Raw genomic sequence first — 15,532 nt, forward strand, 5'->3', positions numbered from 1 at the left:
TCAATACCCCATTTCCTGCCGCTGCCGCCGGAGATGCTCCGGCATCTCCGCATAAACGCCGCGGAAGATTTCCGCGGGCGAGGTCGGTTGCGGGTTCACGAAAGTGCCATGCGCCTCAACCCGTTTCTGCACCTCGGTCACCTCGTCCAGGATTTCGGCCTCGGCCTGCACATGGCGTTCCTCGGACCATTCCTGCCGTTCGATCAGATGCGCCTTCAGCCGCGCCACCGGGTCGCCCAGAGGCCAGGCCCTGGCCTCGTCCTTCGGGCGATAGGCACTCGGGTCGTCCGAGGTTGAATGGGCCGCCGCGCGATAGGTGAACCATTCGATCAGCACCGGGCCGAAGCCCTTGCGCGCCCGCTCAACAGCCCAACGCGACACGGCGATGACGGCCAGATAGTCGTTGCCATCGACCCGCAGCGCCGGAATGCCATAGCCAAGCGCCCGGGCGGCATAGGTCTCGCTCTTGCCGGCAGCAACGCCGGTGTAGGTCGAGATCGCCCATTGGTTGTTGACGACGTTCAGAACGACCGGCGGCTGATAGACCGAAGCCGACAAGAGCGCGCTGTGGAAATCGTTTGACGCGGTCGCGCCGTCGCCGATCCAGCCCGCGGCGATCTTGTCGTTGCGGCTCAGGGCGCAGGCCATCGCCCAACCGACGGCCTGCACGAATTGCGTGCCAAGGTTGCCCGAGATCGAGAAAAATCCATGGTCGCGCGCCGAATGCATGATGGGCAGCTGGCGTCCCTGCAGCGGATCAAGATCGTTCGAATAAAGCTGCCCCATCAGCATCTCCAGCGGATAATCCGCCGCGATCAGGAGGGATTGCTGCCGGTAGGTCGGAAAGTTCATGTCGCCTGCGTCCAACTGGCGCTGGAAGCCGCAGCCGATCGCCTCTTCCCCGGTGCATTGCAGGTAGAACGAGGTCTTGCCCTGGCGCTGCGCGTTCTGCATCCGGCGGTCCACGGCGCGCATCTTCAGCATGTCGCGCAGACCCTGCCGCAGGGTCTCGGCGGGAACGGACCCCAGATAATCGGCCCAGGGTCCGACAGCCCGGTTCTGTTCGTCCAGCACCCGGATCATGCCAACCGCAAAATCACGGGACTGCGCTGCGGTGAGATCGGCGGGCGGCACCGGCAGGCTGCCTGCGGGCGGCACCACAATGGCGGAAAAATCCGGCGACTGATCCGGGCGGGCAGGCGGGTGCGGATAGCTGAGTTTCACGCCGGTCATTTCGCGGGCATCCGCGTTGCGGCGTCCAACCGGATCACCTCGCCGTTCAGCATGGTGTTTTCGGCCATATGAAGCACCAGAGCGGCAAATTCCTCGGGCTTGCCAAGACGGGGCGGAAATTGCGCGTGCTGCGCCAATGCGTTCTGCACCTCCTGCGGAAAGGCGCTGACCATGGCGGTTGCAAAAACACCCGGCGCAACGGCCAGCACCCGAATGCCCGAACGGGCGAGGTCGCGGGCCATCGGCAAGGTCATGCCTGCGACGCCGGCCTTCGACGTGGCATAGGCCAATTGGCCGATCTGCCCGTCATAGGCCGCGATGGATGCGGTGTTGACGATGACGCCACGCTCTTGATCTTCACCGAGGGCGTCGGCGGCGACCATGCCCGCCGCAGATTGCGTCGCCACATTGAAGGTGCCCATCAGGTTGATCGCGCAGACCTTCGCAAACAGCGCCGGGTCATGCGCGCCGGCCTTGGAGACCGTGCGTTCGACGGGCGCGATGCCCGCGCAATTCACACAAATCCGCTCCTGGCCCTGCGCCGCGCGCAGCACCGCCAATGCCGCCGCGACCGAGGTTGGATCAGAGACATCGCAACGCGCGAAAGTGCCGCCAAATGCTGCCGCGGCCGAGGTGCCTTGCGCTTCATTCATGTCGAGTATGCCGACGCGGACGCCCCTTGCGGCCAGCGCCTCAGTCACGGCCAGGCCGAGGCCGGAGGCCCCGCCCGTCACGACGGCGGCAATGTCAGAGGAAAGTTTCATGCGCTGTGCCCCTTCAAGAGTTCACGGGAAATATTGATGCGCTGCACGTCGGAGGTGCCTTCGTAAATCTGGCACACCCGAACGTCGCGATAGATCCGCTCCAGCGGGAAGTCCGCCAGATAGCCATATCCGCCGAGGGTCTGGATCGCGTCTGAAACAACCCGCTCAGCCATCTGGGTGGCGAAGAGTTTGGCGATCGAGGCCTCGCGCAGGCAGGGGCGCCCGGCATCCTTCAGCCGCGCCGCGTTCAACACCAATTGCCGCCCCGCCTCGATTCCGACATCCATATCGGCCAAGCGGAACGCAACCGCCTGATGCTGCGCAATCGGTTTTCCGAAGGTCACGCGCTCCTGCGCATATGCCACAGCGACCGCCAGTGCCGCCTGCGCCATGCCGACCGATTGCGCGGCAATGCCGATACGACCCACCTCCAGCGCGGACAGCGCAATCGACAGGCCCTGCCCCTCTTCGCCGATCCTGTGACTTTCCGCCACCGTCAGCCCTTCCAGGTGAATCGAGCAGGTGTCCGAGGCCTTCTGGCCCATCTTCCGCTCCGGTTCAGAAACCGAGAACCCCGGCATGTCCGGTTCAAGGTAGAAGGCGCTGATGCCCTTCTTGCCCGCCGCAGGGTCGGTGACGGCGAAGGCCACCACGCCGCCGGCAATACGCGCCGAAGTGATGAACTGCTTGGTGCCGTTCAGGACATAGCCCCCCGGCACGCGGACGGCCGTCGTGCTGATGGCGCCTGCGTCGCTGCCGGCATGAGGTTCAGTCAGCGCGAAGGCGCCGATAAAGGTCCCGGCCGCAGCCGGGGTCAGCCAACGCTTTTGCTGCTCGGTCGAGGCAAAACGGCTGAGAATGGCGCAGAACGGCGCATTGTGAACTGACATCATCGTGGATACAGCGCCATCGCCAGCCGCGATTTCCATCAGGGCCAGCGCATAGGAAACGTAATCCGCGCCGATGCCATCCTGCGCCTCGGGCACGGTCATGCCGAGAAAACCCAAGGCCCCCATTTCCGTGATGACTGGAGCCTCGATCCGGCCCGCTGCCTCGCGCGCTGCGGCGCCCGGGGCAAGACGAGCCTGGGCAAAATCGCGGGCCGTTTGCCGGATCATCGCCTGTTCATCAGTCAGAATCAGCCCCATGTCATTCCCTCTCGATTGCTATGGAAAGCGCCTCGCCGCCCCCGATACAGATCGAGGCGATGCCGCGTTTCAGGCCGCGCTCTTCCATGGCGTGCAAGAGGGTAACCACGATCCGCGCGCCAGAGGCGCCGATCGGATGGCCCAGTGCACAGGCGCCGCCGTTGACGTTCACGCGGTCGTCGGACAGGCCCAGATCCTGGATGAAGGCCATCGCGACCACGGCGAAGGCTTCGTTCACCTCCCAAAGGTCGACCTCAGACGCCTGCCAGCCGAGCTTGTCCAGAAGCTTGCGAGTAGCGGCGACAGGAGCCGTGGTGAACCAGCCAGGTTCCTGCGCGTGACTGGCAGACCCGACGATCCAGGCGCGGGGCGACAGCCCCTCCGCCGCGACCACGGCGCCCGAGGCCAGCACTAGCGCAGCCGCCCCGTCGGAAATCGAGGAAGAGCTGGCCGCAGTGATCGTTCCACCCGCCCGAAAGGCCGGCCGGAGGGTCGGGATCTTGTCAGGACGCGCAGCAGAGGGCTGTTCGTCCTCTGCGACGATCACGGCCGCGTTGCGCGTCTGAACGGTCACCGGGGTGATTTCCCGGCCGAATGCCCCCCGTTTCTGCGCCTCCAGTGCGCGGGTGAGCGAGCGGATGGCATAGGCATCCTGCGCCTCGCGGCTGAAGGCATATTTGTCCGCGCAGTTTTCCGCGAACTGACCCATGGAAGTTCCCTTGTCATAGGCGTCTTCCAGACCATCGAAAAACATGTGATCCACGAGCTGCCCATGCCCGAGCCGCTGTCCCCGGCGCGAGCTGGGAATGAAATGCGGGGCGTTGGACATGCTCTCCATGCCGCCCGCGATGGCAAGTTGCACCTCACCGGCCCGGATGCGGGCCGCCTCGTCGATGATGGCTTTCATGCCCGAGCCGCAGACCTTGCTGACCGCCGTGCAGGGCACCGATTGCGGCAACCCCGCCCCCAGGGCCGCCTGCCGCGCCGGGGCCTGACCGACGCCCGCGCTCAGCACCAAGCCGATGGCCGCCTCGTCCATCCGCGCGCCGGAAATCCCGGCATCTTCTACGGCCGCGCTGATCGCCCTTGCTGCAAGCTCAGGGGCACCGAGGGCCGAAAGGGCCCCCTGAAACCCGCCGATCGCCGTGCGCCGCGCCGCCAGAATCGCAACGTCTCTCATGATCTTCTCCCCAAATCTTCAGTCAGGTTATATTAGACTACTCTTGACAAGTTTTATCGCCATTACTCTTGCTTCTATCCAAAAGTTCGCATATTTCAGCCAAGCATTCAGCAATTTATGGATGAGCCATGCGCACCTTGGACGAAACGGATCTGCGGATTCTGCGGGCGATGCAAAGCGATGGAAGCCTGACGGTCTCTGAGATCGCTGACCGTGTGGGCATTTCGCAATCACCATGCTCGCGCAGGATTGCGCAGTTGCAAGGCGACGGCATCATCTGCGGCAAACGGACGATGCTGGACCCCAAGAAACTCGGCTTCAGCTCGTTCGTGATCGTCCGCATCAAGTTGCAGGGCCATGAGGCCGGAACGCTGGAGGCCTTCAAGAAGGCCGTCAGGACGATCCCCGAAATCCAGATTGCCCTGCTCGTGCTGGGCGATTTCGATTTCTACCTGCGCATCGTCGTGGAAGACATCCAGCATTATCATCGCCTTTTGCAGGGCAAGCTGGTCTTCTTGCCCGGGGTCAGGGAAATGCACAGCTCGGTCATTCTCGAGGTGATCAAGGACACGACCGAGCTGCCGATCTGAAGCTACATGACCTTGTTTGGCAGCCAGGTGATGATCGACGGCACCATGATGAACAGCAAGAGCACCAGCAGCATGAGGGCGACATAGGGCCCGGCGCCGCGGATGATCGTTCCCATCGGGGCCTTGGTGATCGCCTTGATCGTGAACAGATTCATCCCGACGGGTGGCGTGATCAGGGCGACCTCCAGATTGACCACCAGCAACACGCCATACCAGACCGGGTCGATCCCCAGCTGGTGCAGGGCAGGCATGGCGATCGGTGCGGTGACCAGGATGATGGCGATGCTTTCAAGGAACATGCCCAACACCACAATCATCGCCATCATCAGCAGCACAAAGGCTGTGGGCCCGACGTTCGCCGCAACCAGTTGCTCGACAATCTGCTGCGGGATCCGCAACTTGGTCAGCACATGCGAGAAGACGGTGGCCCCGGCTAGGATCATCAGCAAGAGGCCCGACATCCGCGCGGCTTCGGCGGCGGAGTCCCAGATATCGCGCCAGCCCACCGTCCGGTAGACGAACACCGTGATGACCAACGCGAGCCAAGCTCCGGCTGCGGCCGCTTCGGTGGCCGTGAAGACGCCAAGATACATCCCGCCAAGCACGAAGACCGGCAGCACCCCGGCCCAGAGCGACTTGCGGGCGGCCTGGGCCATCTCGGCGAGGCTCGCCATTTTTTCACGCCGCATGTTGCCCGACAGGGAGGCGTGCAGCGCCGCCCACAACATGAAGATCAGGGCCATGAAGAGCCCCGGAATCATGCCGGCGAGGAAAAGCTTGCCGATCGACGTATCGGTCGAGACACCATAGAGGATCATGGGACCCGACGGCGGAATCAGGATGCCCAGCGTACCGCCAGCGGCCACGACACCATAAGCCAGCTTTTCATCATAGCCGAAGCGGATCATCTGCGGGATGGCCACCGCGCCGATGGTCAGGGCGGTTGCGACGCTCGAACCGGAAATCGCGGCGAAAATGGTACAGGCAATGATCGTCGCTATGGCAAGGCCACCGGGCAGATGCCGGGTAAAGGTATAGGCTGTGTCATAGATGTCGTCGACGATCTTTCCCTTGATCATGATATGGGCCATGAAGGCGAAAAGCGGGATCGAGACGAGAAGATAGCGGTTCACCTCGTTGAAGATCACCCCCGAGATCGCCCCGACGCTGCCCTGAAAGTAGTAGAGCAGCGCAGAGCCGAAGATCGTGAGACCGGCGAAGATCGGAACGCCGGTGGTAAGTACCAGCATGAGCGCGATCAGAAGGAAGACGACAATCATTTTGAATTGCCCCCATTTTCAGTCACGGCCCAGTCTTCAATGGCGGCCCATGTCTGGGCGATGGCGCAAAGGGCCAGAATTGCCCCGCCGAAGGGCAGCAGCAGTTGCAACAGCCAGAGCGGCAGTTCCAGTGCGCCGTCCGTGACCTGGCCAATCATCCTCGACAGCATCGCCGTGTTCCAGCCGTTGACGATCAGCAAGGCCGCCACGGCAAGCACGGCAACGCCGGACCAGATCCGTGCTGCGAGTTGCGCCTTGCCCTTCAGTTTGCCCGTCAGGATGTCCACCTCGACGTGGCCATTGTTCAGCAAGACACGGGGGGCCGCCAGCATCGCCATGGCCGAGAGCGACAGCGACACAAGTTCATCCGTCCAGTCGAGCGAGTGGGCAAAGACATAGCGCATCACGACCCCGATTCCGACCAAACAGAAATCCATGAGGATCATCAGGATCGCCCCCGCGAGGCACAGATCCGCGATGGTCCGGACTACGCGCTCGAAAGCGCGCAATCCACGTGAACGCCCGGCGGGCGAACCAGTCAGCTCCTGCATCATCGCGATCACATCTTGCCGATCAGGTCGAGCAGCTTGCTGCCCTCCTCGCCGGTCTCCTTCAGAAAGGCCTTTTCCACCGCCGGCTGCATGGCCGTCTTGAACGCGGCCATTTCCTCCGGCGTCAGCACACGGGTATCCATGCCGACCCCGGTCAGGTCCTTGATCTTCTGCGGGTCGATCGTGTCGGTGGGGGTGATGGAATCCGCAACGGCGGCGGCGGCGGCCTTTTCAATTCCCTGCTGCACATCCGCCGGCAGTCCGTTGAACCAGGCCGGGTTCACCACGATGTTGTCAAAGGCCACGAACATCGGCGTGGCGCGACCGTATTTCTGCACTTCGTAGAATTTGCGCGTATAGGCGGCGGCGACGCCAGTCACGCCCGCGTCGATCACCCCGGTCTGCAAGCTCTGGTAGGTCTCCGACCCCGGCATGACCACCGTGGTCGCGCCCATCGCCGTCAGCCCGGCATCGAAGATCGGCGTCAGGCCGCGGATCTTCACTCCCTTGAAATCATCTGGTTTTTCAAGCGGATGACCGTTCGAGGTAAAGATCACGTCATTGGTGTCGACCATCCAGCCGATGTTCTTGATGCCCTTCTGCAGCATCTTCTCGTCAAGGAACTTGGCCGCGTCCGAGGCGATGAAGGCCTTCTGATCTTTCGGCGACGAGATCAGATAGGGGATCAGTGCCACCGACATCTCGGGCAAGGTGCCGCCCCATTGAAGGTTCAGGATCACCGCACTTTCAATCTCGCCCGAGGCGACGGCGGCCAGATGCTGTTTGGGATCGTAGAGCTGGCCGCCGCCGAACAGCTGGACCTCCACCTGGCCGTTGGTGTCTGCGGCGACATCCTTGGCAAATTGCTCGAGGCGGATTGCCGAGGGATGCGATGGCGGGAATTGGTGGCTGAGGCGCATGATATAGGTCTCCGCCATGCATGACGTACCCATGAGCGCGATCACCGCCGACCCGATAAGGCTTTTCAGAATGGTCATTTCAGTCTCCTCCATCTGTTGACTTCTGTAATTTCGTATCAGCGGGCTGCCAGCACCTTCGGCAATCCGGCGCGCGCGATCATGCCGTGGCGCGCTTCATCGGGCATCGCCGCCGCAAGCACGGCACGTGCTTCTCCCAGCGCGGCAACATCGACACCCGTGTTGAACCCCATGGTCCGGCACAAAAACGCCAGATCCTCGAAAACCGCGTTGCCGGTGGCGCCGGGGGCAAAGGGGCAACCGCCCAGCCCCGCGAGCGAGGCGTCAAGGATCGTGACCCCCTCGTTCAGCGCCGCTGCAGCATTAGCCAGGGCAAGACCACGAGTGTCGTGAAAATGCACCGACAACGGCAGGTCCCCGACGACCCTGCGGGCTTCGCGCACCAGATGCGTAACCTGTGCCGGGCCGGCCCAGCCGACCGTATCGGCCAGCGCGATCACATCGGCACCGGCTTCCGCCGCGCCCTCGACCATGCGCAGCACCTCCTTTGGATCGACCTCTCCGGCAAGGGTGCAGCCGAAGGCCATCGAAATGCCCACGGCCAGAACCGGCGGATCATCGCGCCCTTCGCGGCGCTGCGCGTCGATCCGGCGCGCCATCGCCAGGGCTTCGTCCCGGCTGCGCCGCGTGTTGGCCTGGCTGTGCGCCTCGGTTGCCGATACGACGAACATGATCTCGTCAACCGGCGTCGCAAGGGCATCGACCACGCCACGCTCGTTCAGGGTCAGCGCGGCGGAAAAGGCGCCGCCCAGCCCGGCAACCGCCGCGATGACTTCGCCCAGGTCGGCGAATTGCGGAAAGCGGCTGGCGGGCAGAAAGGAACCGACCTCGAAATGCCGCACTCCGGCGCGATGCTCGCACGCCAGCCATTCGCGCTTCTGCGCCGTCGCGGGCCAGCTCTTCACCTGCTGTAGCCCGTCGCGCAGGCCCACTTCGCGCAGGACCACCTGGCCCCTCGGATAAAGACGCTCCACCCCCGTCATGTGGCGCCCTTTCCTGCGCCGCCCGCGCGGAGGATCTGTTCCGGCGAAAGCCCCAGCGCGGCCAGCACCGCAGCGGAGTCACGCCCCGCCTCCGGCACATCCCCGCCGCCCGGCAGCATCTCGCCGTCCACCTCAAAGGGCAGACTCGGGGCACGGAAGCTCCGGTCGCCATAGCGCGACGCGGCCAGACCGCCGGGCCGCATGACATGCGGATCGTTATACATGTCGGAAGGTTTGGCGATGGGAGAGAAGGGCAGCCCCGCCGCTTCCAGCTTTACCGCAAGATCTTCGATACGCCATTGTGCGATTTTCCGGGCGATAAGCGGAATCGTCCAGCTGCGCGCCTCGATCTGGTCCATGCGGGTCTGAAGCCGCGCATCCTCCAGCAGCTCCTCCAGCCCCAGCAGCCGGCAGATCGTGGCCCATTGCCCCTCGGTCACCGCGCCCACAAAGAACTGCCGGCCCTCCGCATCGAGGAAAATATCATAGACGGGCCAGGAGAATTCCCGTTCCGGCATCGGCGGCGGGTTCTTGCCTTCCAGTTCAAACTGGACCATGTGCTGTGCGACCAGCAACAGACAGTTTTCGAACAGCCCGACGCGCAGCTCGTGGCCGGTGCCGCTGCGGTCCCGCTCCATCAGCGCCGCAAGCACCGAATAGGCCCCGAAAAGGCCGCCCATGATGTCATTGGCCGAGGCACCCACCCGCAGCGGCTGACCGGTCGGGCCCGTCATGTAGGCCAGACCTGTCATCATCTGAACCACCTCATCCAGCGCGGTGCGGTTCTCATAGGGCCCCGACAGAAAGCCCTTGCAATGGGTGATGATCAGCCGTGGAAAATCGCGGCGCAGCACCTCGGAGCTGATGCCGGCCTTGTCCAGCGCCGAATCCCGAAAGTTCTCGAGAAAGACATCGGCCGTGGCGAGCAATTTGCGCAGAGCGGCGCGCCCCTCCTCCACCGTCACGTCCAGCGTTATCGACTTCTTTCCCCGGTTGAACAGCGGGAACATCGGCTTGCCCATTCCGGTCAGACGGCGGGTCTTGTCACCCTGTGGCGGCTCGACCTTGATCACCTCTGCCCCAAGGTAACTCAGGAACATCCCGCAAGACGGTCCCATGATCATATGACTCATTTCGACGACGCGGATGCCGGCGAGCGGCGCAAATTGATCTTGCATGGTGGTCCTCCTCGGACCCCTGCATAGGCTTGTTCGATCTATCAATATATTATATTGTTTGTCACCTTGATCTCTATAAATTGGATATCATATGGATTTCCGCCAGTTACAGGTCTTCGTGGCGATCTTCGATGCCGGCAGCATTGTCGGCGCGGCGGAAGTGCTGCGCTCGGCGCCATCGGTTCTGGCGCATCATCTGGGAAATCTCGAGGCCCGCGCCGGCAATCCGCTGTTCGAGCGCCGTTCACGCGGGGTAGAGCCGACCGAATTGGGACGCCGCCTCTACAGTCACGCCCGCGACATCCTGCGCGCGGTGAACCTTGCCGAGCACGACCTTCGTGACGCCCGCACGGAAATATCCGGCAAGGTTGTTCTCAGCCTCGCCTATTCGGCGCAACACGCGATCGGCCCGGGCCTGCTGCAGGCCGTGATCAACCGCCATCCCCGCATAGCACTCGATATCGTGTCGAGTGTCTCGGGCGCGACCTTTGATCAGATCGCCGGCGGCGGCATCGACCTTGCCGTGGCCTACAACCCGAGCCAGGACGCCAAGCTGCGGTTGACCGCGCTGCTTGAAGAGGATTCCGTTGCGATCGGCAGGCCTGAAATTCTGGGCGAGTCGGAGACGGACCTGCCGCTGCACGACTTTCTTGCGATGCGCTATATCCTGCAGCGCAAGGGCGCGCATGGCCGGGCGATCACCGACAATCCGGAAAATCAGCGTCTGCTGGAGGCGCATGCCCGCATGTATACAGACAATGTCGACACGGCGGTGCAATTTGCCGTTGCGGGGCACGGCTGCATGATCGCAACGACGCTCTATTCACGCCGACTGCTGGCCGGTCGCGGGTTGATGGGCCGGCGGCTGGTCGACCCGCAGATTTCGCGCACGCTCTATCTTTGCGAGCGCAAGGATGCGCCATCCAGCCGCGCGATCAGCGCTGTTCGTGACATCGTGCTCGAAGTGTTGCAGGGGCAGGTCAGCAGCGGCGCCTGGCCCTGCCGCCCGGCCGGCGCGGAAGACCGCGCGCCATAGGTTGAAGACGCCGACCCGCACAGGGCCGGGCCAATGACTGGGGCCAGTGACGGCGGCCAGTGACGAGGGCTTGACCCAATGGGATGAACTGCCCTGCCGCGCACGTTTGCGGAGTTGAGCCCACGTTCCCGGAAAGGGGCCGATGTGGCCCGTGGCGGAAACCCGTGAAGGGAAGACATGGGGGGTCTGCCCTGCCCCCTCTTTGAGCCGTTGGAGTATGTCGCGGGCAGGCCTGGACAAGAAGACATCGCGCGGGCCGGTCTTGCCATCCTTAAGGCGGAGCCGATCCGGCAGGACTTCGTCCCAGGTCAGGCCCGCGATCTCGCCGAAGCGTCAGCCGGTCAGAAGAAGGAGATGGGTCACATCGATGGCTTGGCTTTCCCCCTGCTTCGCCATGAGGAGGCGACGGAGTTCAAGCACCTGGGCACTGGACAGCATGCGACCGCGCGGAGGGCGTCGATTCTTGCGGATTGGCGCAGCCGGGTTGGGCTGGGTCTTGGGCAGCCTGCCATTGGCCTTGGCCCAGATCAGCACTGTGGTGAAGGCCGCCAACGCCATGTTGGCGCCGCCGGGGCTCGTCTTGGAATAGTCATGGAACCAGCGGGCGACCGTGGCCCGGCTGATCTGATCGACGCGCTTGTCCCCAAAGGCCGGGAGGAGCTGAGTGTTCAGGCTCGTCTCGAAGGAGGCCAAGGTCGAAGGCTTGCAGATCAGCCGCCGGGCCGTGGTGCAGGCCCGCGCCAGGTCCCCGAAGGCCACGGAGCGCGCCTCGACGGGCATCAGCGTGACGCCTGAGCGACATCTCGCTTTGCAGGTTTCCCATGCAGTGCCCGGGGCAATCCCCAGGATGCGTGGGGTTGCGGCTCGATGTCGTCGCTCAGGCGCCGCTTTGGCTGGCACCCTTACAAATTATGTCGCTCGTTCAAACCCTTGGATGAAGTCCCGTTTTCCCTGTTTGTCGCCGTTTGGCTCCGAAGTCCCACACACCTGACGCAGCGGGCTGCTGGCAGGGCGCAAAGCATTGAAAAGACTCGCAAAACGCCGATTTCGAGCATCCGCAACTGGAGGATGGATATATAAAGCAAAATCAATAGCTTGGCAAATTGCCGGCCAGCGTGGCCCGGGCCATGGGCCAGACTGGCCTAGCGTTTTGGCCAGTCTGGCCCGGATCCTTCTCAGGATGGGTTGGCTCATCACAGGGCCCTTTCGTCTTCCTTGCCGGGTGCTCGGACCTTTTCGGCATGCTTGGCGCGGTTTGCGGCTTCAAGTTTTTCGAGGAATTCGTTTTCAAGCTTCTGCTCGAATTCCGGGAAGCGCCGCTCAGCCTCAGGGACGAGTCGCAGATAGATGTCATCTTCGCTCCGCAAGACGTCGAGCGTCTTTTCGATCACGCTGTCCACACGGCTGCTTGGCGCCTCGAGAAGGGCAAGCAGTTGGCGGCAGGAATAGCGCTGACGATGGACCACGCCCAGCATCATGGCGTTGTGGCTGAGGGCCTCGGTGATCCTTTGCGCATTCTATCTTCACCTGCGACAAACGAGTAACTTCAACGGATTAGATGGCGGTTTGCATGCACCGTTCGCATATCGCCAAATTGTCCCTGGCCTATCAGGGCGGAGAACCTTGCCAAGGTGGCTTCCTTCGGCCTTGCCTACATGACCGTGGTGCTGGTGGAGCCACCTATCGATCTGGCTGTCCTTGCCGTGGCCAAGGGTCTGAACTTTGGCGCGACTTTGGATGGCACCAGAGTGCGGGCTCATGATTCAGTCGCAAGCCCGTTCGACGCTTCATGCCGTTGCCCAAGGGATCACGTGACCGCTATCGTTCTGGCAGAAGCCCGCCCAAGACCCCTGCGCGGGCATGTCCTGCCGGGCGCCCTACCCCCTTGGCCATTGACCACGCCCTCAATCGCGGCAAACTGCGGCGAGAGGGTCCAAATTCAACCGCCACCCTGTCCGTGATCATGAAACACCTGAGACATTTCCACGACCTGAACAGCCGGGCGCGCAGGATATGCTGGCTCTGGGCAATCCTTCCGGCCGTCGCCTGGGTACTGGCCTCTGCAGCCTTTGCCGAGGGGGCGTCTTCGGATATCCCGGCCTGGCTTCGCCCGCATCTGGGAACGAAGGAGGGCCAGATCGCCCCCGTGGTGCTGCAACGGGCCCGCGCCTTTCATGCGCAGGACATGGCGCAGGGGCGGGTCAGCAACCCGTGCTACTTCGCCATGGATGCGACGCGGCCCAATGTTCTGGACGACGGCACGCCGGGGCGGCGTTTCTACATGATCTGCGAGGACAGCCGGACCTTCCGCGCGATCTCCTCTGGCCATGGCGGCGGGCGGAACCTGAAGGGGGTCGTGGATTTCTCGAACGACCGGCAATGCGCGCAGAATTTCGGCAATGCGCTGGGGTCCAGCCTGACGACGGGGGGCAGCTATGTGACGGGCGAGACGGTGACCTCGTTCAAGGGCTATTATCGGACGGCGGGCAAGGCGATGGCGCCGCTCTTGCGGTCTTTCGTGCAGTTCGAGGGTGTGGGAGAGACGGGCAACGCCAGGCAACGCGCCATCGGCGGCCATCCCGCCGCCCTGGTGCGCAATGCCTGCCTGATGAAGGACCCCGAAAGCCCCTATGCCGATGATCAGGGCTATGTCCCGCTGGGGGATCTGGTCGATTACGCGGGCGGGCGCAGCAATGGCTGCACCAGCTGGGCGCCCTCGGATGCCGATGAGATCTTCGCGATGGTCCGGTCCAATCCGACCACGCTCTACATCTATCCCGAGGCCGCCGACATCGCCGCCGTCGCCAAGGCGGTCGCGAAAGGCCAGGCGCAGGCGGGCACCTATTGGAACGCCCCCTGCCTCAAATCCATCGGCACCCCGCGCTATTGGCCGGATGAAAGCCTCGGCCCGGTCATCGCCCGCTATGCCAAGGACCACCCTCCCGGCCCGGCGCGTCCGCTTCCGATTTGTGGCGGGCAATGACGGGAATGACCCCTCCCGCGCCCTGCCCTTGACTGTGGCGGCCATCCAGACCGTGGCGATTTGAGGTCACGGCGGGGCGGCGTAAAGGCCGAAGGCGATCAGCACGACGAGAACCCCGGCCAGCATCTCGATCCACGGCAGGGTCCGGGCGGCGACTTGTCCGGGCAGGCTCGCCAGCGCCCCCTCGCGCGCCCAGATGGCGAGGAAGGCCACGGTCACGGTGATGACGGCCGTCCCAAGGCCCATGGTGAAGGCCCCCGCGATGCCTGCCGCGGCGATCCCCAGTTGCCAGGTCAGGATCAAGAGCAGAAGCGCCCCGGTGCAGGGACGCAGCGCGATCCCGAGGATCAGAAACACCGCGTCGCGCAGGCCATGCAGCTGCTCCATATCCTGCAGGCTGGGGGCATGGGCGTGGTGGTGATGGTCGTGGTCATGTTCGTGATCGTGGTGATGATGGTCATGCCCGTGATGAGCCCCGGCCAAGGGCCCCAGCGCCCGCCTCCCCCCGCGCCAGACCAGCCACAGCCCCAGCGCGCCGATCACCACCGCCCCCACGGGCGAAAGGATCTGGTTGCCGATGGCCTGCGACGGGTCGCGCTTCCAGCCCAATATCCCCACCAGCACGAAGACGAGCACCACCGCCGTCGCCGCCTGCGCCAGGCTCGCCAAGAGCGCCAGCACCGAAAGCTTGAGCCAAGGCACGCGGTGGCCAAGCGCATAGCCCCCGATCAGCACCTTGCCATGGCCCGGCCCCACCGCATGCAGCACGCCATAGGTGAAGCACAGGCCCATCAGCCCCGCCATGGCACCGGGGTCTTGCCGCTTGATGTGGCGGATCGCATCGGCCAGCGCGGATTGCATCTGGCGCTGCGCCTCGATCGCCCAGGCTTCCAGCAGCGCCACCCCTCCCAGAAGCCAGACCGCCAGCACAAGCGCCGCGATCCCCAAGCCCAGACTTACGATCCTGACGCGCATAAGATCCATGCCTCTGCTGCGAATTGCTTGCCCACTGCGGGAAATGCCAGTTCCGGATCGCCCTGCAGGGCGCGCAGCTTCGCCTCCAGGTCCAGTTTTGCCTTGGCCGTATCGGCGGGCTTGTAGATCGCCCGGCATCGCCCCGCGGGCGGCGGGTTCACCAGCGCGATGCTCGGCGAAAGATCGTAAAGCACATAATAGCTCGGGTCATAGGTCGCCACGCCAAGGACATGGTCGCGCAGGTCCAACGCTTGGGCAAAATCGCGCCGGTGCGTCGTGGAGATCACGCCATCGGAATAGGACAGCGTCCAGTCCTGCGGCCCCGACAGGGTCAGCGCCTGCTGATCCAGCCGCGCATAGCTGTCCCCCTGATAGCCCGGCTGCCACGTCATGTCGAAGCCGTTCAGCGTCGCCAGATCCGCCGCCGAGATCTGCCCGTTGGCGTCTTCCGAGATGCCGTGGTCGGTCAGGACCTGAAGGCTGGTGAAACTGTCATAGGTCCAGGTGACGCGGATGCCCGTCGCAAGGCCGGCATCGTTGAACAGGACCGCAACGGCGGTCTGGATGAACATATGGGGATGGGCGCTTGCCATCGCAGGCAAAAACCAGATGAGGGCGAGGGCCAGGCGCATC

The 15,532-nt window shown here is 63.8% G+C and carries 16 protein-coding genes and 1 pseudogene; 4 read left to right on the forward strand and 13 right to left on the reverse strand.

The features are described 5' to 3' along the window. The 4 genes from AC1DZT_RS12025 to AC1DZT_RS12040 are packed head-to-tail and all read right to left on the reverse strand — an operon-like array spanning position 1 to position 4,325. Complete coding sequence (locus AC1DZT_RS12025; RefSeq protein WP_478006875.1) at positions 1-1,233, reverse strand: thiamine pyrophosphate-dependent dehydrogenase E1 component subunit alpha; 1,233 nt, start codon at positions 1,231-1,233, stop codon at positions 1-3. Then, entirely contained in the window at positions 1,230-1,997 is a 768-nt protein-coding gene (locus tag AC1DZT_RS12030) for an SDR family NAD(P)-dependent oxidoreductase (protein WP_478006876.1), read from the reverse strand. Before AC1DZT_RS12030 ends, AC1DZT_RS12025 begins: the two co-directional genes overlap by 4 nt. Next, complete coding sequence (locus AC1DZT_RS12035) at positions 1,994-3,145, reverse strand: acyl-CoA dehydrogenase family protein (protein ID WP_478006877.1); 1,152 nt, start codon at positions 3,143-3,145, stop codon at positions 1,994-1,996. The genes AC1DZT_RS12030 and AC1DZT_RS12035 overlap by 4 nt, the downstream gene beginning before the upstream one ends. 1 nt (position 3,146) lies before the next feature. After that, on the reverse strand, positions 3,147-4,325 hold the full coding sequence (locus tag AC1DZT_RS12040; protein WP_478006878.1) for a thiolase family protein: 1,179 nt from the start codon (positions 4,323-4,325) through the stop codon (positions 3,147-3,149). 128 nt (positions 4,326-4,453) lie between these two features. On the opposite strand from AC1DZT_RS12040, the gene AC1DZT_RS12045 reads away from it, so the two are divergent. After that, positions 4,454-4,915 (forward strand): Lrp/AsnC family transcriptional regulator, encoded by a 462-nt coding sequence (locus AC1DZT_RS12045; RefSeq protein ID WP_478006879.1) that lies wholly within the window; start codon positions 4,454-4,456, stop codon positions 4,913-4,915. A 2-nt stretch (positions 4,916-4,917) separates the two neighbouring features. On the opposite strand, the gene AC1DZT_RS12050 is transcribed toward AC1DZT_RS12045, so the two are convergent. Genes AC1DZT_RS12050 through AC1DZT_RS12070 form a run of 5 tightly spaced genes read right to left on the reverse strand, consistent with a single transcriptional unit; the run spans position 4,918 to position 9,905 of the window. Continuing rightward, on the reverse strand, positions 4,918-6,195 hold the full coding sequence (locus AC1DZT_RS12050) for a TRAP transporter large permease (RefSeq protein WP_478006880.1): 1,278 nt from the start codon (positions 6,193-6,195) through the stop codon (positions 4,918-4,920). Next, positions 6,192-6,749, reverse strand: a complete 558-nt coding sequence (locus AC1DZT_RS12055; protein ID WP_478006881.1) for a TRAP transporter small permease — start codon at positions 6,747-6,749, stop codon at positions 6,192-6,194. Before AC1DZT_RS12055 ends, AC1DZT_RS12050 begins: the two co-directional genes overlap by 4 nt. A gap of 5 nt (positions 6,750-6,754) precedes the next feature. Next, on the reverse strand, positions 6,755-7,744 hold the full coding sequence (gene dctP / locus AC1DZT_RS12060; protein WP_478006882.1) for a TRAP transporter substrate-binding protein DctP: 990 nt from the start codon (positions 7,742-7,744) through the stop codon (positions 6,755-6,757). Positions 7,745-7,782: 38 nt separating this feature from the next. Continuing rightward, positions 7,783-8,727: a beta/alpha barrel domain-containing protein gene (locus AC1DZT_RS12065; protein ID WP_478006883.1), complete on the reverse strand. Its 945-nt coding sequence runs from the start codon at positions 8,725-8,727 to the stop codon at positions 7,783-7,785. Further along, entirely contained in the window at positions 8,724-9,905 is a 1,182-nt protein-coding gene (locus AC1DZT_RS12070) for a CaiB/BaiF CoA transferase family protein (RefSeq protein ID WP_478006884.1), read from the reverse strand. The genes AC1DZT_RS12065 and AC1DZT_RS12070 overlap by 4 nt, the downstream gene beginning before the upstream one ends. Positions 9,906-9,996: 91 nt before the next feature. Between AC1DZT_RS12070 and AC1DZT_RS12075 the strand changes: the two genes are divergently transcribed. Next, positions 9,997-10,941: a LysR family transcriptional regulator gene (locus tag AC1DZT_RS12075; protein ID WP_478006885.1), complete on the forward strand. Its 945-nt coding sequence runs from the start codon at positions 9,997-9,999 to the stop codon at positions 10,939-10,941. 333 nt (positions 10,942-11,274) lie between these two features. Here AC1DZT_RS12075 and AC1DZT_RS12080 read toward each other — a convergent pair whose 3' ends face one another. Further along, the gene (locus AC1DZT_RS12080; protein WP_478006886.1) at positions 11,275-11,721 is read right to left on the reverse strand and encodes a phage integrase central domain-containing protein; all 447 of its coding nucleotides are present in this window, start codon (positions 11,719-11,721) and stop codon (positions 11,275-11,277) included. A 413-nt stretch (positions 11,722-12,134) separates the two neighbouring features. Further along, complete coding sequence (locus tag AC1DZT_RS12085) at positions 12,135-12,419, reverse strand: hypothetical protein (RefSeq protein WP_478006887.1); 285 nt, start codon at positions 12,417-12,419, stop codon at positions 12,135-12,137. 129 nt (positions 12,420-12,548) lie between these two features. Between AC1DZT_RS12085 and AC1DZT_RS12090 the strand changes: the two are divergent. Further along, positions 12,549-12,659 (forward strand): annotated as a pseudogene (locus AC1DZT_RS12090) (energy-coupling factor ABC transporter permease); the annotation flags it as partial. 245 nt (positions 12,660-12,904) lie between these two features. Beyond that, a complete protein-coding gene (locus tag AC1DZT_RS12095; RefSeq protein ID WP_478006888.1) occupies positions 12,905-13,924 on the forward strand; it encodes a hypothetical protein in 1,020 nt (339 codons plus the stop codon). A gap of 66 nt (positions 13,925-13,990) precedes the next feature. Here AC1DZT_RS12095 and AC1DZT_RS12100 read toward each other — a convergent pair whose 3' ends face one another. Both AC1DZT_RS12100 and AC1DZT_RS12105 read right to left on the reverse strand, forming a co-directional pair. Beyond that, entirely contained in the window at positions 13,991-14,908 is a 918-nt protein-coding gene (locus AC1DZT_RS12100) for a nickel/cobalt transporter (protein ID WP_478006889.1), read from the reverse strand. Then, a complete protein-coding gene (locus AC1DZT_RS12105; protein WP_478006890.1) occupies positions 14,881-15,531 on the reverse strand; it encodes a DUF1007 family protein in 651 nt (216 codons plus the stop codon). Before AC1DZT_RS12105 ends, AC1DZT_RS12100 begins: the two co-directional genes overlap by 28 nt. Position 15,532 lies beyond the last annotated feature (1 nt).

The organism is Rhodobacter sp. P1_C2, from assembly GCF_056406375.1.

Bases quoted from the DNA above. Each gene is read 5' to 3' on its own strand.
- AC1DZT_RS12065 (WP_478006883.1), bottom strand. From the start codon at position 8,727: ATGACGGGGGTGGAGCGTCTTTATCCGAGGGGCCAGGTGGTCCTGCGC.
- AC1DZT_RS12070 (WP_478006884.1), bottom strand. From the start codon at position 9,905: ATGCAAGATCAATTTGCGCCGCTCGCCGGCATCCGCGTCGTCGAAATG.
- AC1DZT_RS12075 (WP_478006885.1), top strand. From the start codon at position 9,997: ATGGATTTCCGCCAGTTACAGGTCTTCGTGGCGATCTTCGATGCCGGC.
- AC1DZT_RS12035 (WP_478006877.1), bottom strand. From the start codon at position 3,145: ATGGGGCTGATTCTGACTGATGAACAGGCGATGATCCGGCAAACGGCC.
- AC1DZT_RS12085 (WP_478006887.1), bottom strand. From the start codon at position 12,419: ATGATGCTGGGCGTGGTCCATCGTCAGCGCTATTCCTGCCGCCAACTG.
- AC1DZT_RS12100 (WP_478006889.1), bottom strand. From the start codon at position 14,908: ATGGATCTTATGCGCGTCAGGATCGTAAGTCTGGGCTTGGGGATCGCG.
- AC1DZT_RS12095 (WP_478006888.1), top strand. From the start codon at position 12,905: ATGAAACACCTGAGACATTTCCACGACCTGAACAGCCGGGCGCGCAGG.
- dctP (WP_478006882.1), bottom strand. From the start codon at position 7,744: ATGACCATTCTGAAAAGCCTTATCGGGTCGGCGGTGATCGCGCTCATG.
- AC1DZT_RS12105 (WP_478006890.1), bottom strand. From the start codon at position 15,531: ATGCGCCTGGCCCTCGCCCTCATCTGGTTTTTGCCTGCGATGGCAAGC.
- AC1DZT_RS12025 (WP_478006875.1), bottom strand. From the start codon at position 1,233: ATGACCGGCGTGAAACTCAGCTATCCGCACCCGCCTGCCCGCCCGGAT.
- AC1DZT_RS12030 (WP_478006876.1), bottom strand. From the start codon at position 1,997: ATGAAACTTTCCTCTGACATTGCCGCCGTCGTGACGGGCGGGGCCTCC.
- AC1DZT_RS12045 (WP_478006879.1), top strand. From the start codon at position 4,454: ATGCGCACCTTGGACGAAACGGATCTGCGGATTCTGCGGGCGATGCAA.
- AC1DZT_RS12050 (WP_478006880.1), bottom strand. From the start codon at position 6,195: ATGATTGTCGTCTTCCTTCTGATCGCGCTCATGCTGGTACTTACCACC.
- AC1DZT_RS12080 (WP_478006886.1), bottom strand. From the start codon at position 11,721: ATGCCCGTCGAGGCGCGCTCCGTGGCCTTCGGGGACCTGGCGCGGGCC.
- AC1DZT_RS12055 (WP_478006881.1), bottom strand. From the start codon at position 6,749: ATGATGCAGGAGCTGACTGGTTCGCCCGCCGGGCGTTCACGTGGATTG.
- AC1DZT_RS12040 (WP_478006878.1), bottom strand. From the start codon at position 4,325: ATGAGAGACGTTGCGATTCTGGCGGCGCGGCGCACGGCGATCGGCGGG.